Below are 22,082 nucleotides of genomic sequence, written 5' to 3'. Positions count from 1 at the left end.
CGCTCTCCTATTTCGCCATGCCGGCCGACGCCGGTGACGCCGCGGGACTCGACGCCACCCCTATGGACGCGGCCGAGGCCGACGCACCTGCTGCCGCCTCGGGCAGCTGCCACGCGACGGTCTTCACCGGTGCCCCTTCCCGCGCCATCTGCACACCCGTCACGATGATCTGGTCGCCGTCTGCGAGCCCGTGCGTGACGACCCAGTTGTTGCCAAGGCTATTGGTCGCCTCTACGTCCTTGCGCGCCACCTTGCCGTCCGCGCCAACCACGAACACATATGCGCCGACCGTGTCGCGCTGCACGGCCTGCTGCGGGATCAGGAACACATTGTTCTGCTGGCCGAAATTGACGCTTAGCGACACATACATGCCGGGCAGCAGACGCCGCTGCGGGTTCGCGACGAGCGCACGCATATTGATCGAGCCGGTCGCCGCATTCACCGTCACGTCTGAGAAATCAAGCGTGCCCGCAGTGCCGTACGACGCGCGATTGGGCAGCGCGATCTGCACCGTGGTGTGATTCTGCTGCGACAGATCGATCGAGCCGCTGCTCTGGGACTGCTGCAGCGTCGCCAGATCGGCGGAACTGAGCGTGAAGTTCACGTACATCGGGTCGATCTGCTGGACGGTCGTCAGCAGCGTGCCGCTGCCACCCGTATCAGACGTGCTGGTGCCGACCACCGCGCCCGCCGTCACCTGTTGCTGTCCGGCGATACCGCTGATCGGCGCCGTCACCTGCGTGTAGTTGAGCGAGACCCGTGCGCTCTGGACGGTTGCCTCGTCGGCCTTGAGCTTGGCCGCCGCGCTGCGTTCGGCGGCATCGGAATTGTCGACGGTCTGCTGCGAGACCGAACCGACCGGCAGCAGCTTGCGATTGCGCAGGGCCGTGATGTGGTCGTTGACGTAGGTGGCCTGATCTTCGGCCAGCAGCGCGAGGTCATTATTGAGCTGCGCACGGTAAAAGACCGGATCGATCTCGAACAGGAGCTGCCCCGCGCGAACCGGCGAGCCCTCCGTGTAGGTGCGGCGCAGCAGCACGCCGGACACGCGGGCCGTTACGTTCGCGCTGTAGTAAGGTGAAAGCCGGCCGACGAACTGACGCTCGAGCGGCACCGACTGCATGTGCACCGTCACCACCGCAACCTGCGGCGGAGGCGGAGGCGGCGCGCTTTTCGAGCAGGCGGCGAGTACGATCAGACACAGATACGACAGCGGCGCGCGCTGAGCACGTGACTTCATGAGAACTCCGTTCTTGCTTGAGGCCGGCACACGCGTTACGCCTTACGCCGCGCAATGCCACATCGTAGGGAACAGCATGTAAGTCAGTCGGCTGACCCCGCCGCGGCAGGTCGTACTGCAGTTTCCGAAGCGGGCGATGAAGCGGCGGCCGGCACCGACGCGACCTCCGCGTCGTCGCGCTGCCAGCCGCCGCCAAGGTTCTTGACGAGCAGCACGTTGCTTTCGGCAAGCAGCGCCTGCGTGTCGCGCAGACTCTGCTCCGCCTGGATCAATGTCAGCCGTTGCGTCAGAACGTTCTGCTGGCTGACGGCGCCGGCATCGAATTGCGCCTGTTGGCTTGCGAACAGCCGGCTGTTGCTGTCGTACACCTTCGCGAACGCATTTGCCTGCGCCCGCAGGTGATTCATCGACGACAGGCTGTCCTCCACGCTCTGGAACGCCGTCAGGACCGTATTCCGGTAGTTCGCGACCTCTTCGTCGTAGGTCGCGCGCGCACCGTGCACGGCGGCCGTGCGTGCGCCGGCGTCGAAAATCGTTTCCGCGAGATCGGGGCCGAGCGTCCAGAAGCGGCTCGGCACGGTGAACAGATGCGCCAGCGTGTTGTGCGCGAAACCGCCCTCGGCCGTGAGCGTCAGCGACGGATAGAACGCGGCTTCGGCCACGCCGATGCCCGCGTTGGCCGCCGCTGCCGTGCGCTCGGCGCTCACCACGTCGTAGCGCCGCTCGAGCAATTGGGAAGGCAGGGCCGGCGGCAGCGCAGGTGAAATGAAAGGATAGTCCGGATCGGAGTCGATGCTGAATGACTCCGGCGGTGTGCCGGTCAGTACGGCAATCGCGTGCTCGTCCTGCTCGCGTGTCGTTTCGGTCGCCTGCAGGTCGGCGATCACAATTTCGAGCGTCTGCTGCGCGTCGAGCACGTCGTCGTTCGACGCTTCGCCTTCAGCGAACCCGGTTTGCGTCATCGAGAGAATCCGGCTGTCGATGTCCTGCTGCTCCTTCAACGCGTGAATGTCGAAGTCTGCCTGGCGCAGCTGGAAGTAGTCGGTCGCGACACTGGCCGCGATCGAGATGCGTTCGCCGGCAAGCTGCGCATCCGATGACTCGGCGTTCGCTTTCACTTGCTCGATCTGGCGCCGTATCTGTCCCCACAGGTCCAGTTCCCAACTGACGGTGCCGGAGGCAATGACGCTGTTACCCGCCCCGACCGACGACGAACCGGTACTCGCCGCAAGCCCTCCGATATTGCCGCCGGAACGCGAGCCGGACAGGCCGGCCTTGACGACCGGAAACAGGCCCGCCCGGTCTTCCTCTACGGTTGCAAGCGCGACGCGGTAGGCGGCTTCGGCCGCCGCGATCGACTGGTTCGCCTGCAATGCCTGCTCGACGAGACCATTGAGCTTGTCGTCGCCATACATGCGCCACCACGTGCTCGAAATCGCGGCCTGCGGATTCGCCTCGGCGCGCTGCCAGTCGACGCCTTCCTTGAACCCTTCGGGTACCTGGACCTCGGGCTTGCGATAATCCGGGCCGACCATGCACGCCGCAAGGGACGTCGCAACGACGAGCGCGATGCAGCCCTTCACCGCGCGCCGTGATCGGGGATGCGTATGTTTTTTGTAAGCAGGCCCCGAGGTCCACGAATCACTTTTCAAGTGCATTCCCTCTGTGTCGACCTGAGTGAGCGCTTACTCTGATCCCATAGCGCCTACTCCGGTCCCATGCAGACTCATTCTTCATACCGGATTGGCAGTCCGACAACGAGACGACACAAGCTTTGTATATTTAACTATCTTAAAAGAAAATTTCAATCTCGATCGCTGCTACGAACGCAATCTGATTGCATCGGCGGCGGCGCGCCGTCCGCTATCACCACTCATTGCGCCACAAATGCACCCTGCGCCGCAACATCACTTTGTTACCTGACATGACGCCGGTCAGACGTTGTAAGGTTGGCAGGATTAGCGAGTGAATGCGTTGTTCCGTTGTAAGGAACCCAGGACGAGGCTTACCGCATGCCAGCGCTGGACAATCAGTGGATCTCATTTCCGTTTATTGATAAGGACACCCTATTTTTGGCATAAACCCCGATCATCTTCTAGAGTTGCTAAAACCCTCTGGAGCCGGATCAGATGACGTACGCGCTTTCCAACAGTCGCTCCGGCCGACACCCATCCGGCTGGCGCTAGACTCGCAATTGCAATCAAGTTGCATTATTTGTGACGCACCACCCTAGCAACGGGACGAGCCAAGCTCTTACTCCATCGTGACCCTGGTTCGCGATTAGCGGTCGTCGGAGACGTAATCAGCAAACAGTGCGTTCATGTCGTCGCTGACCCCGTAACCGAAGTTGGCACAAACGCGGCGTACTGCATCGAGCCGGGCGATAAACGCATCGCGTTCGACATCCGGCAGGGAGGCCACCGACTTCAGCGCCTGTTCGTACATACGCACCAGCGCTCCGAAAAAGGCATCGTCTTCCATCCCGATGTCATCGCAGAATCCAGCGGCCCGCTCGCAATAGAACACCATAAGTTCCGTCAGGCCCTCTGGCCGACCAATTGCTTTCTTGTAGTCGGAGATCGCTTTCTTCGCTTTCGAGACCGATACGTCTTGATTCTTGAAAGCGTCTGGCCATACGCATGTGTCTATGACCTTTTTGTATACCTTCAGGACATCGTTTCCCAAGCCGAATTTGGCGTGTAGAAACGCCTGATTGTCCTTGCTTGCGGCGTACAGGTCCTGGACGAGGCCTAGCAGACCAGCGCGATCGAACGCGGAGAGTTGAGCCTTGATGTCGACCCACGAGGGTTTGGCAGGATTTTTCACGGATAGCAAGATGACGAATTGAGATATGCGCCCACGGCGCGATGGCAGTGGCAATGCTACCGCAATATTTGTTGCGTGATCGTCCACGAAGGGGCTGCTGTGCGGATGATTGGAGTTCGCGTTGAGCTGGCATGGTCGTGACGCGTGGCGAGCGTAACAACCGACGATTACCCAGATGTGTTCGGTCGTTTTTCAAGCAGTATCAGCTTCGGCTTCCGGCCATAGACGCGGAAACAGATATCGGAACAAGGTAATTGGCAATGCGAGTTCAACGGGACCTTTGGGCGTTCTCGAGCGAACGATGCCCAGCTTGAAAAGATCCGCCAGCACACGATCCGCGGTTCGGCTCGCTAGCCCCATCATGCCTTTGAACCGGGCTCTGTCCATCGACTCGACGGTTGCCAGATAGGCGAATGGCTTGAGGTACGGACGCTTCAAAGAACACATTGGAGTCGAATGTGGAGAAAGTCTTTTCGCCCCAGCGCTCGGTGACAATATGAGCGACCGCGATGCGTTGCTTGCGCGCTTCATCAGGCCTGCTGGAGAAATCTTTTTGCAACGCGCGCTCGATCAGCAGCGGCTCGGTATGTTGTCCCTCTATCTTGTTCGTATAGTAGGAGTTCATCGGCCGTAGCGCCTCGCGCAGCAGATTGCGCAGATGCGGCATGCCGTAGGCTGCCAGATCCTTTGCCCGCCCGATCACATCGGCGGCTAACGGGCGCAGGGCGTCCAGCTTCGGCTCGGAAGGCAGCAGCGGATGCATCCGGTGAACCGCGTAATACGGATATTTGGGCTTGGAGGCGATCATGGCGGCTATTCTGGCGGATCTTTTCGCGGAAAATTATCGCAAATAATCGATATAATACAGATAGATAGCCGGTTCATGGCGAATCTTGTGGCGTCAAGACCGATCGCCTTGACGTACCGTAAGCATGTTGAAGGCGCGCTTAACCAGAGCCCGCAATGTCCGCTTCTCAAGCGGTACGTTGGCCTCGATGAGGCGGGCCCAGTTATCCGTCGCGAGCAAGCCTGAGCAAGCTCGCATGCTTCACGGCGAGAACACGGGTGCCGGCACGATCACCGTTGATTATGATGGTCCGATCGACCCAAACCGTGCGCGCAACGATATGGACACCTACGCAGCCGACGTCGCCGAACTCACCAAGGCGCTCGATCTCAAGAATGCGGTGCACATCGGTCATTCCACGGGCGGAGGCGAGGTGACACGGTATGTCGTCCGACACGGCACCGGAAACGGGCGCGTAACGAAGGCGGTGCTCATCAGCGCAATTCCGCCGCTCTTTATCCAATCGGAAAAGAACCCTGATGGCGTTCCAAGGAAATCAGATCGCCTGAGCAGCCGCCGGTTACGCGCTACGCCACCTTGCCATTGCGGCACACGGTTGCGTCGGGCTGCAGTTGAGCCAGATGTCGCAGCAGCTTCGTCACCATCCAGACCACCCCGAACGCGAGGATCACGAAGAACACCGCGAGCGGCGTCAGGACCTGCACCGACAAGAAGCCGGCGAGCCCCATCATTGCCGACGACACGAGCAGCAGTGCACATCCGAGGATCGCGCTTGTCAGGCCCGCGATATGCGGGAACAGGGAATTGCCCTTGGCCATCAACGTCGGATACATCGCGCCTGCGCAGAACCCCATCACGAGCACCGGTGTCGCGAGCGTCCATACGCGCAGGCCGACCGTCAGCGCAAGTAACAGCATCGCAATCGACGTGGCCGCCATCAAGCGCGCACCGATGTACAGCCGCTGTTCCGGGGTCGGCAGACGCGGGCCGTGCATACGGTTCGACAGGCCGCCCAGGAAATACATCATCCCGATGCCGAGCGCGAGGTAGCCGAAATAGGTCGGGGGCTTGTGCAGCGTGTTCTGCACCATGAACGGTCCGATGATGTTGAAGACGAGCAAGATGCTGTAGCACAGGCCCTGGGCGAGGAAGCAACTCTGGAACACCGGACTCGAGAGCACCTTGCCCGCGTTTGTCATCAGCGCGCGCGGCTCCAGGCGCACCGGGCGCAGCAACGTTTCTCGGTATCGCCAGATCACCGCCCACATTACAAGCGAATAGACGAGCAGGAAGACGAGGCAGGCCTTCCAGCCAAACAACGTCTGCAGGTGGGCGCCAATCACGGGCGCCACGATCGGCGCAAGCCCCCACGCGATTGCCATGTAGGTGAACGCATGCATCAGCGCCTGCCCAGAAAACGAGTCGGTGATGATTGCCTTCGCGAGCAGGTTCGTGGCGGCGATGCCGAAGCCCTGCAGGCAGCGGGCGAGGAGAAACGTCTCCAGATTCGGCGCGGCGAGCGACAGCAGGCAGCCGATCGTGAAAATGACGAGGCCGAAAGCCAGTACGGGTTTGCGTCCGTATGCATCGGCTACGGGCCCGAAGACGAGTTGGCCGAGCGCGTAAGCCGCCATGTAGCCGGAAACGCTCGACTGGATTGCCTGAGGCGAAGTAGCGAAGAAACGCGCCATCGCGGGTAGCGCCGGCACGTAGATATCGATCGCAAGCTGCCCGGCGGAGGCGAACAGGCAGATCAGGAACAGCAGGAAGCGCGGCGAATTCGGCACGGGCGCGGGAGGGACAGGACGGTCGAGGATAGTGTGGTTCATGAAAGCATCGAAGAGGCGAATTCGGTGATGCGGTATCGGCGCATTCGAATATCGAGCACGACGCGTTTCGGCGGCATCGCTGCGTATTGTGCCTGTCATCTTGCAATTCGACACGATGCCCATTGCGGGTGCATGTGTTTGACAGTTGCGTCGCGTCCTTCTGTGGGCGGCTACCGCCCGCGCAGTCGGCCGTAGCGGTCGATGCAAAGCACCACTTGATCGTTGGAACCTGAGTCTCAGCGTGTCTATCACCTCACGGGCCCACGTGCCATGACGATGCATGAAATTGCAGACGAACTTTCACGACTGCCAGGCCGCAAAGTCATTTATGGGGAGCGAACCCTCGAACAGAAGCGAGATGTTCTGCTGGCAGAAGGGCTTCCGGCGTTCGTCGTTGACCTGCTTGTCGGTCTCGACCAGGCATTCCGCGACTCGGCAATGAGCGAAACGACCACGACTGTCCAGGAGGTGACGGGAGAAGCTCCTTTGCCTCTGACCCGCTGGCTTGTAGAAAACATCGCCATTTTTCAGAAGTAGAGCTACCGCTTGAGCGCCCAGTCTGATACGTCAGCCGTTGCCCGGGCGCAAGCCTTGGCACCTCCACGAAAAACGAGCGTGGGGCCCGCTCTCACTGTGACGGCATACTGCTAACATTCGCTCTCCCGTAGCTATCAAAGGGATAAGTGATGACAAAAAGAATCGTCCGTATGGCAGGGGAAGGGGACGTACCGGCTCTCACGCAAATCCGTAACGATGCACACGCAAAGAAGGTGGCGCACTGCGACTATGCGTGGGGCAAGGAAGGAGACGGATTTTCCGAGAGATGGGTACTAAACAATGTTTCCCAAAAAGATGTGTATGTCGTCGAGCAAGATGGCACGTCCGTCGGAACGTTTTCGCTCGATTTCGACGATGACAGCCACTGGGGGACGCAAGAACCGATCGCCGGTTATGTGCATGGGCTTTGCGTGAGAAAAGGTTTTAACGGACATGGACTTGGCAGCTTCATGCTTGATTGGTGCGCTAACAAGGTGAGCGGCGTGAACCGGCGTTTTGTTCGGCTCGACTGCGACGTCCAAAACGCGAAGCTATGCGCCTACTACGAGTCGCTTGGCTTTATCCGCGCAGGACTGAAACCAGACGGCTATGTCTGGTCACTGTACGAAAAACTGGCCTACCAGCTTTCGACCGGACGACCATGAAAGTTGCAGTCACGGCCGTGCAGAATGAGTCGGATGGACGAGGCAGGTCGGCACGCGTCATTCGAATCGCGCCGATGGGATAAGCTTGAGGGACTGCGAGAATCGGTCCCCACCGACGCCTTACGCCGGAGTGAGCGATCCAGCTTCTGGCCTCGCGCACCAGGCGACTCCCTGCAATTGCAAGCGCTCCTTTTGCGGGACGCTCAGCCGAGCAATACCGAACCACCCTTCTCGACGTACGCCTGCACCAAATGATGAGCGATGGCGAACGGCTTGGGCGTCGACAGCCCATCCGCATGCGTTCCCGCGAGCATCGCCGCAACCTCCTGGCGCGAGAACCAGCGGGCGTCCTCGAGTTCATCCGTATCGACGACGATGTCGGTATCGCTCGCCTGCGCAAAGCAGCCGATCATCAGTGATGAAGGAAACGGCCACGGCTGCGACGCGAAGTAGACAACCTGTGCACACTTCACGCGAGCCTCCTCCATCACTTCGCGGCGCACGGCGTCTTCCGCGGTCTCGCCGGGTTCAACGAAACCAGCAAGCGCCGAGTACATGCCAGGGGCGAATTGACGCTGGCGTCCGAGCAGACACCGTTCGCCGTCTATTACCAGCATGATCACGACTGGATCCACCCGCGGGAAATGGCGCGTGCCGCAAACATCGCAGATGCGTTGCCAGCCGGCCGCCGTGACGCGGCTTGGAGAGCCGCAGTTTGCGCAGAAGGAGTGGCGGCGATGCCAGTCGAGCATCGACTTCGCCTCGGCCAGTATTCCGAGCACGCCCGCAGCGACGAGGTCTTGCAGCGCGAGCGAGCGAAGATCGATGCGGTCATAGCCGGTGCCTGGCGATGGGTCCTCCGGGGCAGGGTTGAATGCGAAGCCGAGCGCAAAGCGTCCGCTGCCGTCGGTGTCTTCCCCGAGGAAGATGCTATGAAGCGGCTGGCCGAAGGCAGCGGTCTCGCTGGCGACGAACCAAGGGTCATGCCCGCTGCCTCGCTTGAGCAAGGGGACGTCGCCGTCGAAGACAAGAAAGCGCGCGGCCGGGTCGCCGCGTAGGTGCTCGAAGAAGGCGTGGTCGTCCCGCTTGTCGGAGCGGCGGTCGAGGGGGTTGAAGTTAAAGCCGATGGACGCGGAAGAGGCAATCATCACGGTCGTTGACATAGGGGCGAGAGGAGCCGCAAGTATGGCACGGGGTTCAGTCCGGTCGCTCGCCGGGGTTGCAATTGAAGAAACCGATGGTCTTCGGTCCGCATGCCTCGTTTGCGACTTCAAGCCCTATCGTTGTCCGGTCATTGCCGTAGCGGCGACTAAACCTTCGCACAAACGAACGGGTGACGATGGAATGTTGGTGGACGCAGCACTGATGTCGCTCGCAGTGCTCGGTTATCTGGAATGCTGCGCGATGATTACAGTTGGCAACGACGTATCCGAGCTTGGTCTGCGAAACATCCCCCCTCACTCCACAGTCACGCTCTTCGCCAAATTCCTGGGCTTATCCACATCTGTCCCTCTGGCACAAGCCGTGTGATAAGCCAGCAACTGCAGCGGCACGACATGAAGAATGGGTGAAAGCAGCCCATAATGCTCAGGCATCCTTATAACGTGAATCCCATCCTCGCTAACGATCCGCGTATCGGAATCGGCGAAAACATACAACTCGCCGCCTCGCGCCCTGACCTCTTGCATATTCGACTTCAACTTCTCCAGAAGCGTGTCATTAGGCGCCACCGTCACCACCGGCATAGCCTCAGTCACCAGCGCCAAAGGCCCATGCTTCAATTCCCCAGCCGGATAAGCTTCCGCATGAATATACGAAATCTCCTTAAGCTTCAACGCGCCTTCAAGCGCGATCGGATAATGCAGTCCACGCCCGAGGAACAACGCATTCTCCTTGCGTGAAAACTCCTCCGACCACGCAATAATCTGCGGCTCCAGCGCCAGCACGCTATTCAGCGCCGCCGGCAAATGCCGCAACTGCGTCAGATAATCGGTTTCCTGCTTCTCACTCACATGCCCACGCAACGTCCCAAGCGTGACAGCCAGCACAAACATCCCGACCAACTGCGTAGTAAACGCTTTAGTCGAAGCTACCCCAATCTCGGTCCCCGCATGCGTGAGAAACGCGAGCTTCGTCAGCCGGACCATCGCGCTGGAAGCCACATTGCAAACTGCCAGCGTATGTTTATGCCCCAGCGCCTGCGCATGCTTCAAAGCGGCCAGCGTATCGGCGGTCTCGCCCGACTGCGAAATCACCACCACCAAAGCCCGCGGATTCGGCACCGATTCGCGATACCGGTACTCACTCGCAATCTCCACTTGCGTCGGAATCTTCGCAACCGATTCAAGCCAGTACTTCGCCGTCATGCCCGCATACGAACTCGTGCCGCACGCAAGAATAAGCACACTGTCGATATCGGCGAAAACCTCTGCCGCGTCCGCCCCGAACAACTCTGCTGCGAACCGATCGGTTTGAGGAATGGTGTCGGTGATCGCGCGCGGTTGCTCGAAGATTTCCTTCTGCATGAAATGCCGATACGGCCCAAGCTCAACCGCGCCGCCATACGCCGCGACCACGCGCACTTCGCGCTCGGCCGGCATTCCATCGCGATCGACAATCTTCACGCCATCCAGCGTGATCTCGACCACATCGCCTTCATCGAGGAACGCAAAACGATCCGTGCTGCCGGCGAGCGCGAGCGCATCGGAGGCCAGGAAGTTCTCGCCGTCGCCCACGCCTACAACCAGCGGCGACCCCTGCCGCGCGCCGACAACCGTATGCGGCTGATCCTTGTGGATCACGGCAATGGCGTACGCGCCATGCAATTCCTTCACGGCGTCGCGCACGGTCTGAAACAGATCGCCGCGATACATGCTGTGGATCAAATGCGCGATGACCTCGGTATCGGTCTGCGAGACGAACTCGTAGCCCTTCCCGCGCAGCATGGTCCGCAAGGTCTCGTAATTCTCGATGATCCCGTTATGCACCAGCGCCAGTTCGTTACGCGAAAAGATGGGATGTGCGTTGTCCGTGACGGGCGCGCCGTGGGTCGCCCAACGCGTGTGCGCAATGCCAGTTACGCCTTCCAGATGCGTATCGCGAACCTGATCGGCGAGATCGGCCACGCGCGCAACGCTGCGCGCGCGCTTCGGTTCGCCATCGGCAATCACGGCTACACCGCAAGAGTCGTAGCCGCGATATTCAAGCCGCCGCAGACCTTCGACCAGCACCGATACGATGTTACGTTGCGCAACCGCGCCGACAATTCCGCACATGGCGTTGTCCTTTTCAGATTGTTTTTGAATCGCTCGAAAACGCCCGGCGCTCGCCGCCAGGGCGCGCGCTCAAGCACATGACAGAGCCGTCCGTATTGTTCAAGCTTTCTTTTTTGTCGGCCGTACGTAACCGCTCTTACTGACCTGAGTTTTTTCGTTCAGCACGAGCTGATCTTCCGCGACATCCTTCCAGACCGTCGTCCCAGCCGCGATGGAAGCACCACGCCCCACTCGCACCGGCGCAACGAATTGCGTGTCCGAGCCCACAAACACATCGTCCTCGATCACCGTGCGGAATTTGTTCGCGCCGTCGTAGTTGCACGTGATCGTGCCCGCACCGATATTCACTCGCGCCCCAATATCCGAGTCGCCGATATAGCTCAAATGGTTCGCCTTCGACCCACGCCCGAACACCGCGTTTTTCACTTCGACGAAGTTGCCCACGTGCGCTTCGTCACCGAGCACCGCGCCCGGCCGCAAGCGCGCATACGGCCCCAGCACGACATTCGCGCCGGTCGTGCCGCCCTCAATGTGCGTGAATGCATCAATCCGCGTCCCCGTGCCAATTGACGCGTTGCGAATCACGCAATTCGGGCCGACGGTCACGTTATCCGCCAGCGTGACGTCGCCTTCGAAGACGCAATTCACGTCGATGGAAACATCCCGTCCGCAGGTCAGCGTGCCGCGCACATCAATGCGCGCGGGGTCCAGCAGCGTGACGCCGGCGGTCAGCAGCGCCTCGGCGACATTGCCTTGATGAATCCGTTCGAGTTCGGCGAGTTGCTGCTTGCTGTTCACGCCGAGCGTTTCCCACTCTTCGTCCGGTTGCGATGTAACCACTTCAATGCCGGCTTCGAGCGCGCGCTCGACGACATCGGTGAGATAAAACTCGCCCTGCACGTTGTCGTTTTTTAGCGATGCCAGCCATTCGCCCAACTGCGCGGTCGGCGTAATGACAATGCCCGTGTTGATCTCGGCAATCGTCAACTGCCCGGCATTGGCGTCTTTCTGCTCGACAATGCACTGCACGGCGCCCGTCGGATCGCGCACGATGCGGCCGTACCCGGTCGGATCGTCCAGCGTGACGGTCAGGACGCCGTAGCGGCCGTTGGCGGCGGTATCGGCCAGGCGTTGCAGCGTGCTGACGCGGGTGAGCGGCACATCGCCGTAAAGAATGAGCGTTGGCACGGAAAGGTCGAGCAGCGGCAGCGCTTGCTGAACCGCGTGGCCGGTGCCCAGTTGCTGGTCCTGCACGGCGAACTGGACATCGGGTGCGCCGACTGCCTTTTGAACCTGTTCCGCCCCGTGTCCGATCACGACGACAAGCCGCGTGGGCTTGAGCGCACGCGCAACGTCGAGCACATGGGAAAGGAGCGGCCGGCCAGCCAGGGGATGAAGGACTTTCGGCAAGGCGGAACGCATGCGCTTGCCCGTGCCTGCCGCCAAAATAACAATGTTCATGGCGTCAGCTTCATGGAAGTGTTTGGAGCCGCCAATATAGCACGCGCGGGCGGACGGAAAACCCCGGCGCAGCCTTGCTGAGTAACGTTTCTGCGGGCTAGTAGCCCGGTGTCAAATATCGTCGCCGAATGTCAAATATCGTCGAATTGAACAATCGAAATAATCTGCGATGGTGTTTCAGTCGAACACGGGTCTTCATCGAACGCGATATCCCCGGCCGGGTCCGCCACGCCCGTCGCGCGCAATCCGCCGAACGCAAACAGCTTGTGATCCATCAAATGCGAAGGCACGACATTCGACAGCGCGTTGAACATATTTTCCACGCGGCCCGGGAAACGCTTTTCCCAATCGCGGATCAGTGCCTTCATTTCGGCGCGCTTCAGGTTCGGCTGGCTACCGCATAGATTGCACGGAATGATCGGGAATTCGCGCAGCTCGGCGAACTTCTCCAGATCTTTTTCCTTCGCGTAAGCAAGCGGCCGGATCACGATGTTCTTGCCATCGTCGGATTGCAGTTTCGGCGGCATGCCTTTTAGCTTGCCACCATAGAACATATTCAAAAACAGAGTTTGCAGAATGTCGTCGCGATGATGCCCAAGCGCAATTTTCGTCGCCCCAAGCTCACCGGCCACGCGATACAAAATCCCGCGCCGCAATCTCGAACACAGCGAACACGTCGTCTTGCCTTCCGGCACCAACCGCTTGACGATGCTGTACGTATCCTGATTCTCGATATGAAACGGGATATCCAGCTTGCTCAAATACTCAGGCAGCACATGCTCCGGAAACCCCGGCTGCTTCTGGTCGAGATTCACGGCCACGATGTCGAAGTTGATCGGCGCGCGTTCGCGCAGCCGCATCAGGAGTTCGAGCATCGCGTACGAATCCTTGCCGCCGGACAGGCAGACCATGACCTTGTCGCCGTCTTCGATCATCTTGTAGTCGGTGACGGCCTCACCCACCTGACGCGCCAGCCGCTTGAACAACTTGTTGTTCTCGTAGGCCTGCTTCTGCTCGCGGCGGGTCATTGGCTCGCGCATTGTCGGGACAGATGCCAACTCCTGAACCACCGGCGCTTCCGTTTCCGTTTCCGTTAGCGAACTCATGCCGTCACCTCTTTGATGCGAAAGACTTCGACGCCCACGGCATCGCAATCGGGATAAACGTCCGGTTTTTCTGTCGATACCACCACGGCACGCACATTCGGATGCGCCAATAAAGCGGCAGCGACGTCATCGCAGAGTGTTTCCTGCAGGTGGATATGCCCTTTGCCCACGCGCTTGGCGATGGTCGAGCGCATGAAATCGTAATCGACGACTTCGCGCAGCTTGTCCTCAGTCGGCGTCGATAACGCCAGCGGCACGAACAATTCCACGTTGATCACCACGCGCTGCTCGCCCTGCTTTTCGAAATCGTGCACGCCAATGTTGATGCGCACTTCGTAATTGCGCAGAAAAAGCCGCCGGCAATCGGCGAGCCGGGGATGCGAAAGTGCGGCAAGCATGGTGATGTCCTGGTGATTCAGATTGACTGACTGAGATTAACTTACTAAGCGCCGCCGCCCGGATTGCGGCCTGCGGTCAAAAACATGATGTCGCGTGGCGACGGCACGAGATGCTGCCCGCCATCCACCACCAGCGTCGTACCCGTCACGCCTGAAGCGTCGGCGAGATAACACGCCGCCGAGACAACATCCTCCACCCGCGAAGCCCGCCCCAACGGCGTTACCCGATGCGCGGCCTCGAACTCGGCCTGCGTCATGTCGGCGGAAGGTAGCGTGAGGCCCGGGGCAAGCCCGACCACGCGCAACTTCGGCGCAAGCGCCTGAGCCAGCGCGACGGTTGCGTTTTCCAGCGCCGCCTTGGTCAGCGTGTACGACAGGTAATCGGGATTCATGTTGTACAGCTTCTGGTCGAGCACGTTGATGACGCAGCCGCGCCGGGTTTCATCGTCGGCGGCGGCATCGGGCGTGGCGTCGTACAGCGCGCGCGCCAATGCCAACGGCGCGCCAACGTTGACCGCCATCATCTCGAGCAGGCGCGGGTAGCTGAAATCGCGCGCGGTATCTTCGACAAAACTCGACGCGTTGTTCACCACGCAATGCAGACCACCCAACGCGTCGATACACGCCGGCACCAGCCGCGCCACGTCGCTTTCCACACCGAGATCCGCATGCAGAGCGACCGCGCGGCGGCCGAGGGCGCGTATCGACTGGACGACTTCCTGCGCCTGTCCCTCAGAACCGCCAAAATGCACGGCGACGTCCCATCCGCGCGCAGCGAAACCGAGCGCGAGGCCGCGGCCGATGCGCTTCGCCGCGCCGGTGATCAGCACCACGCGGGCTTTCGGCGCGGAAGAATCTGGAGAAGTGGACGAAGAAACGCTCATTTACAATGCCGGAATGAATCCAAAAGCTCACGAATCCGACAGTTTACCTGTTCCCGGCTCCGACGCGCTCGCGCAGTCCGAGGCGCTGACAGCACGCATCCGGGCGGAAATCGCGTCGGCGGGCGGCTGGCTGCCGTTTAGCCGGTATATGCAACTTGCCCTTTACGCGCCCGGCCTCGGCTATTACAGCGGCGGCTCGATGAAATTCGGCAAACGCGGCGACGACGGCAGCGACTTTGTCACCGCACCGGAAATGTCGCCGCTGTTCTCGGCGACGCTCGCGCGGCCGGTCGCTCAAGCCTTACGCGACAGCGGTACGCGCAATTTGATGGAATTCGGCGCGGGCACGGGCAAGCTCGCCGCCGGGCTGCTGAACGCTTTGAAAGCGCTGGATATCCCCTTCGACAACTACGCGATCGTGGATTTATCCGGCGAATTGCAGGAACGCCAGCGGGCGACGATTGAAGCGGATGCGCCCGAACTGGCATCGAAGGTGCAATGGCTCAGTGTATTGCCGGAGCGTTTTGAAGGCGTGGTGATTGGCAATGAAGTGCTCGACGCCATGCCTGTGCGCCTGGTCGTGCGCAAACTGGGCGTGTGGCATGAGCGCGGCGTATCGTGGACGAACAACCGTTTCGCATTCGACGACAAACCCCTGCTAGCCGCGCTGGACGATCCGCTGCTGGCCGAAATAGATGCCACCATCGATGAAGTCAACGACGAGCCGTTCGTCGAATACCTGAGCGAAACGCATGAAGCGGCGCTGGCTTTCACGCGCACCATCTGCACGATGCTCACGCGCGGCGCGGCGTTTTTCATCGATTACGGCTTTCCGAGGCGCGAGTTTTATCACGCCCAGCGTGCTCAGGGCACGCTCATGTGCCACTACCGGCATCGGTCGCACGGTGATCCGTTTTTGTATCCCGGCCTGCAGGACATCACGGCGCACGTGGAGTTTTCGGGGATCGCGGAGGCTGGTACAGAGGCCGGCGCCGATCTGCTCGGCTTCACGTCGCAGGCGCGTTTCCTGATGAACGCCGGTATTACCGACGCGCTTTCCGACCTCGATCCCACCGACGCCCGGCGCTTTCTGCCCGCTGCGAACGCGGTTCAGAAGTTGTTATCGGAGGCGGAAATGGGCGAGTTGTTCAAGGTGATCGCGTTTTCGCGGGGTATCGACGACACGCTGGCCGCGTTCTCGTCCGGCGACCGCTCACATACTTTATGAAATCATGATCCGCTGGGTACTCACCACGTTCATTGCATTGTCGATTCTCTCGGCGTGTTTGCCGTGGATGAAGAAACTCGGCATAGGCAAGTTACCCGGCGATTTCACGCTGCGGCTTTTCGGACGGGAATATCCGTTCCCGTTCATGTCGACCATTTTGCTTTCGCTCGTGCTGTCGTTGCTGGCGCGGGCGCTTTGATCTGCGAAGCTGCTTTAAAGCACCGCGTCCACCGCCGCCACGCGCGCGGCGTGAACCGCGTCCTTGATCTTCCCCGGCTCGTTCGCGTACTGCTGCGCGACGGCGCCGGCATCGACCGCACGCGCCGCCACCAACGCGTCGCGCAAACGCTCGGCCTGCGGATACGGTTGCTGGCTCAAACCAAGCCGGCCGCGGGCATCGGAGACACAGGCTTGTAGTGCTTCAGCAAACCGCGCAGGCTTGCGCAGCGCGTCGCAACGCTCGAACAACCGCACCAGCGCCGCCGCCCCAAACTCCATCACCCGATGAATATTGCCGTGCTCACGCGCCACCAGCAACGCGAGATCGCGACATTCGTTCGGCACGCGCAAACGCTCGCACAACGGCTTCAGCAGATCGACGCTACGCCCTTCATGGCCGATATGACGCGGCAGGATATCGTCGGGCGTGGTCGCCTTGCCGAGATCATGGGTCAGCGCGGCGAAGCGCACCGGCAATGTATAACCGTGCGCCGCCGCGTAATCCAGGACCATCATCACGTGCACGCCGGTATCGACTTCCGGGTGATAGTCGGCACGTTGCGGCACGCCCCACAGCGAATCCACCTCGGGCAGGATCCGCGCGAGCGCGCCGCATTCGCGCAGCACCTCGAACATCCGCGACGGCGTTTTCTCCATCAAGCCGCGCGACACTTCCTGCCACACGCGCTCGGGCACGAGCGCATCGACTTCGCCGTCGGCGACCATGCGTTTCATCAGCGCGAGCGTTTCGTCAGCGATAGTGAAATCCGCGAAACGCGCCGCAAACCGCGCGATGCGCAGAATCCGCACCGGATCTTCAATAAACGCTTCACCCACATGCCGGAACACACGCGCTTCCAGATCAGCGCGGCCATTGAACGGATCGATCACCGGTCCGGTCAGCTCGCCATCCGGGCGCACTTCGCGCGCCATTGCGTTGACGGTCAGATCGCGGCGCGCGAGATCTTCTTCTAGCGTAACGTCGGGCGCGTAGAAAAACTGAAAGCCGTGATATCCCGCCGATGTCTTGCGCTCGGTCCGCGCGAGCGCATATTCCTCATGCGTTTGCGGATGTAAAAACACGGGGAAATCCTTGCCGACCGGCTTGAAACCTTGCGCCGTCATCTGCTCGGGCGTGGCTCCGACCACGACATAATCGCGGTCCTGAACCGGCAGGCCGAGCATGTCATCGCGGATCGCGCCGCCCACGGCGTAAATGTTCATCGCTCGTTCCGTGCGCCTTCAATCCACTCTGCAACAGCAGGCAATGCCGTGATGCGGGCGGCGTAAGCGAGCGCCGTTTCGCTCAGCTTGGGCGCGTAGGAATTGAAACGCATGACGACCGGCGCGAACATCGCGTCGGCAATACCGAATTCGTGGCCGAACAGGAACGGGCCACCGTGCGCGTCGAGGCAATTGCGCCAGATCAGGTCGATCCGTTTCACATTCGCCAACGCGCCCGCCGTGAGTTGCTGGCCGAAGGCCTGGTGCCGGATATTCATCGACATCTGTTCGCGCAGATCAGCGAAACCCGCGTGCATTTCCGCGCTGATGCTGCGAGCGTGCGCCCGCGCGGCGCTGTCCCGCGGCCACAACGCGTGCTGCGGGAACAACTCGGCCAGCGTTTCCATGATCGCGACCGATTCCCATACGGCGTCGCCGGCATCGGTCACGAGGCAAGGCACTTTTCCCGACGGCGAATGCGCGAGGATATTCGCGGAGGAATCCGGCCGCGCGAGGCGGATCATCGTCTCCTCGAAAGGAATGCCGAAGTGCTTGAGCACGAGCCACGGCCGCATGGACCATGACGACACATTCTTGTCACCAATAACGAGTTTCATCGCAGATATCTAAAGTTGAATAACTAGCAAAAATCAACGCCCGGCCGACGCACGGAATGTATTGAAGCGCGAACGCGACGATGATCCCGTGAGGTACATGGGCGCGATTGCTTCAATGCTCGCCGGTTCTTCAATGCCGAGTTCCGGCGCCATCGGACCGCTTGCCACCGCAGGCGTTTTCATGGAATCGAGATTATCGCGCGACATCATGGGTTCGCCGGGCGCGAGTTCAAGCGAAATCGCCTGGAGGCGGCCGAGGATATCCGGCAAGCGGATGATCTTCGCGTTTTTGCCAATTGCCGCGCCGCTGAACCTGACCAGTTCTTCCAGCGTGTACACCGTCGGTCCGGCGAGTTCATAAACGCGGCCACTGGAGGCATCGAGATCGAGCACGTTGGCGAAGGCTTTGGCAACGTCACCGACAAAAACCGGCTGGATCTTCGCTTGCGAACACGCCAGCGGAATCACCGGAAAAATCCGTTCGAGAAATGCGAACTGATTCAGGAAGTTGTCTTCAGGCCCGAACACCACGGATGGACGAAAAATCGTGGTCGCCAGATTCGATTCGCGCACGGCCTTTTCGCCGTCACCCTTAGAGCGCAGATACATGCTCGGCCCTTTCGGATCCGCGCCAAGCGCGCTCATGTGGATCAAGCGCCGCACGCCTTTTGCCTGACACGCGGCCACAATCCTGTTCGGCAACTCGACATGCGCCTTGGCGAATTGCGGACCATAAGGATCGCCGCGCTTGCCTTGCAGAATGCCGACCAGATTGATCACTGCGTCGGCTTGGGAGACGAAGGCGGCGAGCTGGACGGAATCGAAGACATTGGTTTCGATCACATCCACGGGCAGCAACGTCAGATGCGCCGCGTTCTCGCGACGCCGCGTGGCAATGCGCACGTTTTTGCCAAGCTCGACAAGCGCGTTCACCAGATGACTGCCGATAAACCCCGATCCGCCGATCAACGCAATGGTTTGATGCCGCATGTTCGCCTCTGTAAGTGGCGGTCCGCGAAAGCGTCAGGGCGACGCCGCCGCGCGTGACTTTCGATTAACCGTATCGACCGGAAAAGCGAAACGCGCGGCGAGTCTTGTTGCAGGCCGCTTACGGCGCGATATAACCGAGCCGCGCTTTCAGCGATTGCGGACGGCCTTCGAACAGCGCCGCGTAATACACGGTGTTCGACAGCACGTTCTTGACGTAGTCGCGGGTTTCGGTGAACGGAATAGTTTCAGCAAAAATCGCGCCCTCTACCGGTGCGCTGAGCGTGGAACGCCACTGCGTCGGGCGTCCCGGGCCGGCGTTGTAACCGGCGGTTGCGAGGACGGCGGAATCGTCGAACTGGTTGTAGACCATGGCCAGATAATTCGTGCCGAGCAGGATGTTGGTGTCGAGGTCATTCATCTGTTCACGCGATACCGGTCCCATGCCGATTTTCTTCGCCACGAGTTGCGCGGTGCCGGGCATCAACTGCATCAGGCCGCCCGCGCCCACTTCCGACTTCGCGTTGATGATGAACCGCGATTCCTGGCGAATCAGGCCATACGCCCATTCGACATCGAGCCCGGTGTTTTTCGACTCACGCTCGACCACATCACGATACGGCGACAGATACCGCAACGAGAAATCGTGTTCGGTCTTGGTTTTGTCGGCCGTGTTTACCGCGCGGTCGAACAATTCGATCCGCTTGGCGTACAGAGCCGTGGCGATCAATTGCCGGTCCGTCATGGTCCGCAGCGGCCAGTTCCATTCGCGGTTGCCTTCGAGCCGCAGGTTCATGGCGTAAAACTTCTGCGACAGCGCAAAACCCGGCACCGATGCAGCCTGGGCGATTTCGGCGTCGCTCACTTCCGTGCGCGGCGGCACGGTGATCTTCTGGCCGAGTTCTTCAGACGCCAACTGGCCGTAGAAGTTGAACTGATCCGCGATGCTCGTGAATTCCTGGTTGGCCGTGGCGGTGTCGCCGGCTTGCTTCAGTGAGCGTGCGTGCCAGTAGATCCACGCGGGCTGGTTGCGCAGCGTGGGCGGCATTTGTTCGATCGACCAGCGCACCATGGTCCAGTCGCCGGCGAGCAACGCGCTGCGCGTGCGCCATTCATAGGCAGGATTCGACAACGGTGCATTCACCGAGAGCCGATACCAGTCCACCGCGCTCGGCATCCGCTTCAATGCAGCCTGATACGCGATCGTGCCCCAGCCGACAGCGCGTTCCGACGGCGTCAACGCCGGCGCGACCGAACTGAACGATGCAGCGGCCATGGCCGGATCGTTGCGTGCCATGCGGGTGATGGCGACGAGCGCCAGTTGATGCGACGATGTGTCTCGACCTACGCCGCGTGCGAGATACAGCGGCGGGGTGCTGGCGGCGGTGTCGAAGACGCTTTGATCCGGGCGTACCTGGCCAAGCGCGTCCGCGATGCGGCTGCCGGTGTTCGTGTAGTTCTGTTCGTAGGCGAGGCGGATTTGCTGCCAGACGTCATCCGCGGTGAATTGCTGCGAGACGGCCAGTGCGTTGATCAGGTCGACGCAGCCATCGCCATACCATTTAGGATCGACGAGCAGAGCGCGCGCGGCGTCCGACACATTTTCTCCGCGCGACGCGCGTGCTTCGAGCGCGTAGCATTTCACTTGCGTGTCGTCGTTCAGGACGAAGCGCGAGTATTGGTCGAGGAAATTGCGCCAGTCGTGGCGCGCGCCGAGCACGTTCAGATAGTCGTTACGCATGCGGTCGGCGATAGCCTGGCCGTCGTAGCGCTGCAGGAACGCGAGGACCGGTTCGTCCGGTGCGTCGACGCGCGCGTGTCCTTGCGAGTCGAAGAGTTGCGGCTTGATGGTGAAGTAATCGACATAACCCGGCGCCGGATAATTCGGAATTTGCGCGGCGAGTTGCATGGCACGGCCGGCGTCATTCGAGCGCGCGGCTTCGCGCAACTGGATGAAGGTGCGGTCGTCGGGCGAGAGCGAATAATCAGCTGCTGTCGGGCGCACGGCGGAGGCGGTACCGCATCCGATCAGCGTGATCGCGGCGAGCGCGGTTGCGGCAGCGAGATATACTCGTTTGAGACGTTTTGACATCGTTATTTCTGGAGCGCGAAGTGATGCAAAGCATAGCACGCAACCCTCTGCTGGAAACCAAAAGCGCGCTGCGTTCGAACCTGCTTGCAACCCGCGAGGCGCAAGGCGTTCGGGCCGATCAGGGTGCACGTGGTGAAGCGTTGGCTCGGCGTTTGATGGAAGCGGTCGCACGCTTTTCCAATGCATCGTGCATTGGCTTTTATTGGCCGGTTGCCGGGGAGTTCGATGCGCGTGATGTGCTGACTGTCTGGCTGGCGCTGAATGCATCGCGGAGGGCGGCATTGCCGGTGGTGGTTGCGCCGAGGGCGCCGCTGATTTTTCATGCCTGGCAGCCGAACGCGGCGATGAAGAAGGGGCGGTATGGTATTCCTGTGCCGGCCGAGGAGCGGGTGGTGGTGCCGGACTTGCTCGTTATTCCTTGTGTGGGTTTCGATGCCGATCGATATCGGCTGGGATATGGGGGTGGGTATTACGATCGGACGTTGGCGAATTGGCCGGGGCGCCTGGCGCCGGCTACGATTGGGGTGGCTTTTGAATCCGCGAAGTGTGATGCCCTGCCGAGGGGGGAGTTTGATTTGCCACTCGGGGCGATTGTGACCGAATCAACGGTTTATTGAGCGTTCGCACCGGTGGACGGTTTTTTGGGGGTTTGGTGGGCGGGGGATGTTGCGGGGTTGTTAGGTTCC

19 protein-coding genes and 2 pseudogenes are annotated in these 22,082 nt (G+C 60.7%); 6 read left to right on the top strand and 15 right to left on the bottom strand.

The window, feature by feature from the left end; translation table 11 throughout:
* Nucleotides 1–7 precede the first annotated feature (7 nt).
* The 4 genes from HB376_RS34660 to HB376_RS41430 all read right to left on the bottom strand — a co-directional run bounded on the left by HB376_RS34660 (nucleotide 8) and on the right by HB376_RS41430 (nucleotide 4,874).
* Nucleotides 8–1,240, bottom strand: coding sequence for an efflux RND transporter periplasmic adaptor subunit (locus HB376_RS34660; RefSeq protein WP_213768214.1), 1,233 nt, complete (start codon nucleotides 1,238–1,240; stop codon nucleotides 8–10).
* Nucleotides 1,241–1,323: 83 nt separating this feature from the next.
* Nucleotides 1,324–2,892, bottom strand: a complete 1,569-nt coding sequence (locus HB376_RS34655; RefSeq protein WP_255631737.1) for an efflux transporter outer membrane subunit — start codon at nucleotides 2,890–2,892, stop codon at nucleotides 1,324–1,326.
* A 628-nt stretch (nucleotides 2,893–3,520) separates the two neighbouring features.
* A complete protein-coding gene (locus HB376_RS34650; RefSeq protein ID WP_346730646.1) occupies nucleotides 3,521–4,153 on the bottom strand; it encodes a hypothetical protein in 633 nt (210 codons plus the stop codon).
* Between the two features lie 181 nt (nucleotides 4,154–4,334).
* Entirely contained in the window at nucleotides 4,335–4,874 is a 540-nt protein-coding gene (locus HB376_RS41430; RefSeq protein ID WP_255631736.1) for a hypothetical protein, read from the bottom strand.
* Nucleotides 4,875–5,187: 313 nt separating this feature from the next.
* Here HB376_RS41430 and HB376_RS41425 point away from each other — a divergent pair.
* Nucleotides 5,188–5,415: pseudogene (locus HB376_RS41425) on the top strand (alpha/beta hydrolase); the annotation flags it as partial.
* A gap of 25 nt (nucleotides 5,416–5,440) precedes the next feature.
* Here the strand turns inward: HB376_RS41425 and HB376_RS34640 are convergent.
* The gene (locus HB376_RS34640; RefSeq protein ID WP_213768212.1) at nucleotides 5,441–6,703 is read right to left on the bottom strand and encodes a multidrug effflux MFS transporter; all 1,263 of its coding nucleotides are present in this window, start codon (nucleotides 6,701–6,703) and stop codon (nucleotides 5,441–5,443) included.
* 270 nt (nucleotides 6,704–6,973) lie between these two features.
* Here HB376_RS34640 and HB376_RS34635 point away from each other — a divergent pair, with 270 nt between their 5' ends.
* Both HB376_RS34635 and HB376_RS34630 read left to right on the top strand, forming a co-directional pair.
* Nucleotides 6,974–7,240, top strand: a complete 267-nt coding sequence (locus HB376_RS34635) for a hypothetical protein (RefSeq protein WP_213768211.1) — start codon at nucleotides 6,974–6,976, stop codon at nucleotides 7,238–7,240.
* A 149-nt stretch (nucleotides 7,241–7,389) separates the two neighbouring features.
* Entirely contained in the window at nucleotides 7,390–7,905 is a 516-nt protein-coding gene (locus tag HB376_RS34630) for a GNAT family N-acetyltransferase (RefSeq protein WP_213768210.1), read from the top strand.
* 203 nt (nucleotides 7,906–8,108) lie between these two features.
* Here the strand turns inward: HB376_RS34630 and nudC are convergent, their stop codons facing one another.
* From nudC to HB376_RS34600, 6 genes and pseudogenes are all read right to left on the bottom strand, one after another.
* On the bottom strand, nucleotides 8,109–9,053 hold the full coding sequence (nudC, locus tag HB376_RS34625; RefSeq protein ID WP_213768208.1) for an NAD(+) diphosphatase: 945 nt from the start codon (nucleotides 9,051–9,053) through the stop codon (nucleotides 8,109–8,111).
* A gap of 309 nt (nucleotides 9,054–9,362) precedes the next feature.
* Nucleotides 9,363–11,180, bottom strand: a complete 1,818-nt coding sequence (gene glmS, locus HB376_RS34620) for a glutamine--fructose-6-phosphate transaminase (isomerizing) (protein WP_213768207.1) — start codon at nucleotides 11,178–11,180, stop codon at nucleotides 9,363–9,365.
* 99 nt (nucleotides 11,181–11,279) lie between these two features.
* Nucleotides 11,280–12,641: a bifunctional UDP-N-acetylglucosamine diphosphorylase/glucosamine-1-phosphate N-acetyltransferase GlmU gene (gene glmU / locus HB376_RS34615; RefSeq protein ID WP_213768204.1), complete on the bottom strand. Its 1,362-nt coding sequence runs from the start codon at nucleotides 12,639–12,641 to the stop codon at nucleotides 11,280–11,282.
* 131 nt (nucleotides 12,642–12,772) lie between these two features.
* Nucleotides 12,773–13,669 (bottom strand): annotated as a pseudogene (gene ttcA, locus HB376_RS34610) (tRNA 2-thiocytidine(32) synthetase TtcA); the annotation flags it as partial.
* 74 nt (nucleotides 13,670–13,743) lie between these two features.
* The gene (locus HB376_RS34605; RefSeq protein ID WP_031362233.1) at nucleotides 13,744–14,145 is read right to left on the bottom strand and encodes a dihydroneopterin aldolase; all 402 of its coding nucleotides are present in this window, start codon (nucleotides 14,143–14,145) and stop codon (nucleotides 13,744–13,746) included.
* A gap of 44 nt (nucleotides 14,146–14,189) precedes the next feature.
* On the bottom strand, nucleotides 14,190–15,029 hold the full coding sequence (locus HB376_RS34600) for an SDR family oxidoreductase (protein ID WP_213768202.1): 840 nt from the start codon (nucleotides 15,027–15,029) through the stop codon (nucleotides 14,190–14,192).
* A 13-nt stretch (nucleotides 15,030–15,042) separates the two neighbouring features.
* On the opposite strand from HB376_RS34600, the gene HB376_RS34595 reads away from it, so the two are divergent.
* Nucleotides 15,043–16,257 (top strand): SAM-dependent methyltransferase, encoded by a 1,215-nt coding sequence (locus HB376_RS34595; protein WP_213768200.1) that lies wholly within the window; start codon nucleotides 15,043–15,045, stop codon nucleotides 16,255–16,257.
* A gap of 4 nt (nucleotides 16,258–16,261) precedes the next feature.
* Nucleotides 16,262–16,456 (top strand): DUF2905 domain-containing protein, encoded by a 195-nt coding sequence (locus tag HB376_RS34590; protein ID WP_213768198.1) that lies wholly within the window; start codon nucleotides 16,262–16,264, stop codon nucleotides 16,454–16,456.
* Between the two features lie 14 nt (nucleotides 16,457–16,470).
* Here HB376_RS34590 and HB376_RS34585 read toward each other — a convergent pair whose 3' ends face one another.
* From HB376_RS34585 to HB376_RS34570, 4 genes are all read right to left on the bottom strand, one after another.
* Nucleotides 16,471–17,700: a multifunctional CCA addition/repair protein gene (locus tag HB376_RS34585; protein WP_213768195.1), complete on the bottom strand. Its 1,230-nt coding sequence runs from the start codon at nucleotides 17,698–17,700 to the stop codon at nucleotides 16,471–16,473.
* On the bottom strand, nucleotides 17,697–18,317 hold the full coding sequence (locus tag HB376_RS34580; protein ID WP_213768193.1) for a glutathione S-transferase family protein: 621 nt from the start codon (nucleotides 18,315–18,317) through the stop codon (nucleotides 17,697–17,699). The genes HB376_RS34585 and HB376_RS34580 overlap by 4 nt, the downstream gene beginning before the upstream one ends.
* A 33-nt stretch (nucleotides 18,318–18,350) precedes the next feature.
* Nucleotides 18,351–19,307, bottom strand: a complete 957-nt coding sequence (locus HB376_RS34575) for a complex I NDUFA9 subunit family protein (RefSeq protein WP_213768192.1) — start codon at nucleotides 19,305–19,307, stop codon at nucleotides 18,351–18,353.
* A 118-nt stretch (nucleotides 19,308–19,425) separates the two neighbouring features.
* Complete coding sequence (locus tag HB376_RS34570) at nucleotides 19,426–21,396, bottom strand: lytic transglycosylase domain-containing protein (protein ID WP_213768190.1); 1,971 nt, start codon at nucleotides 21,394–21,396, stop codon at nucleotides 19,426–19,428.
* Nucleotides 21,397–21,419: 23 nt separating this feature from the next.
* On the opposite strand from HB376_RS34570, the gene HB376_RS34565 reads away from it, so the two are divergent.
* Nucleotides 21,420–22,013, top strand: coding sequence for a 5-formyltetrahydrofolate cyclo-ligase (locus tag HB376_RS34565; RefSeq protein WP_255631735.1), 594 nt, complete (start codon nucleotides 21,420–21,422; stop codon nucleotides 22,011–22,013).
* Nucleotides 22,014–22,082 lie beyond the last annotated feature (69 nt).

Origin of the sequence: Caballeronia sp. dw_19 (assembly GCF_018449515.1) — a bacterium.
In the GTDB taxonomy this organism is placed as follows: domain Bacteria; phylum Pseudomonadota; class Gammaproteobacteria; order Burkholderiales; family Burkholderiaceae; genus Caballeronia.
The sequence above is the reverse complement of the archived record's forward strand: the minus strand, read 5'-3'. Positions and strand labels throughout refer to the sequence as shown.

Bases quoted from the DNA above. Each gene is read 5' to 3' on its own strand.
- HB376_RS34590 (WP_213768198.1), top strand. From the start codon at position 16,262: ATGATCCGCTGGGTACTCACCACGTTCATTGCATTGTCGATTCTCTCG.
- HB376_RS34575 (WP_213768192.1), bottom strand. From the start codon at position 19,307: ATGCGGCATCAAACCATTGCGTTGATCGGCGGATCGGGGTTTATCGGC.
- HB376_RS34600 (WP_213768202.1), bottom strand. From the start codon at position 15,029: ATGAGCGTTTCTTCGTCCACTTCTCCAGATTCTTCCGCGCCGAAAGCC.
- HB376_RS34595 (WP_213768200.1), top strand. From the start codon at position 15,043: ATGAATCCAAAAGCTCACGAATCCGACAGTTTACCTGTTCCCGGCTCC.
- HB376_RS34570 (WP_213768190.1), bottom strand. From the start codon at position 21,396: ATGTCAAAACGTCTCAAACGAGTATATCTCGCTGCCGCAACCGCGCTC.
- glmU (WP_213768204.1), bottom strand. From the start codon at position 12,641: ATGAACATTGTTATTTTGGCGGCAGGCACGGGCAAGCGCATGCGTTCC.
- HB376_RS34580 (WP_213768193.1), bottom strand. From the start codon at position 18,317: ATGAAACTCGTTATTGGTGACAAGAATGTGTCGTCATGGTCCATGCGG.
- nudC (WP_213768208.1), bottom strand. From the start codon at position 9,053: ATGATTGCCTCTTCCGCGTCCATCGGCTTTAACTTCAACCCCCTCGAC.
- HB376_RS34640 (WP_213768212.1), bottom strand. From the start codon at position 6,703: ATGAACCACACTATCCTCGACCGTCCTGTCCCTCCCGCGCCCGTGCCG.
- glmS (WP_213768207.1), bottom strand. From the start codon at position 11,180: ATGTGCGGAATTGTCGGCGCGGTTGCGCAACGTAACATCGTATCGGTG.
- HB376_RS34630 (WP_213768210.1), top strand. From the start codon at position 7,390: ATGACAAAAAGAATCGTCCGTATGGCAGGGGAAGGGGACGTACCGGCT.
- HB376_RS34605 (WP_031362233.1), bottom strand. From the start codon at position 14,145: ATGCTTGCCGCACTTTCGCATCCCCGGCTCGCCGATTGCCGGCGGCTT.
- HB376_RS34565 (WP_255631735.1), top strand. From the start codon at position 21,420: ATGCAAAGCATAGCACGCAACCCTCTGCTGGAAACCAAAAGCGCGCTG.
- HB376_RS41430 (WP_255631736.1), bottom strand. From the start codon at position 4,874: ATGATCGCCTCCAAGCCCAAATATCCGTATTACGCGGTTCACCGGATG.
- HB376_RS34635 (WP_213768211.1), top strand. From the start codon at position 6,974: ATGACGATGCATGAAATTGCAGACGAACTTTCACGACTGCCAGGCCGC.
- HB376_RS34585 (WP_213768195.1), bottom strand. From the start codon at position 17,700: ATGAACATTTACGCCGTGGGCGGCGCGATCCGCGATGACATGCTCGGC.
- HB376_RS34660 (WP_213768214.1), bottom strand. From the start codon at position 1,240: ATGAAGTCACGTGCTCAGCGCGCGCCGCTGTCGTATCTGTGTCTGATC.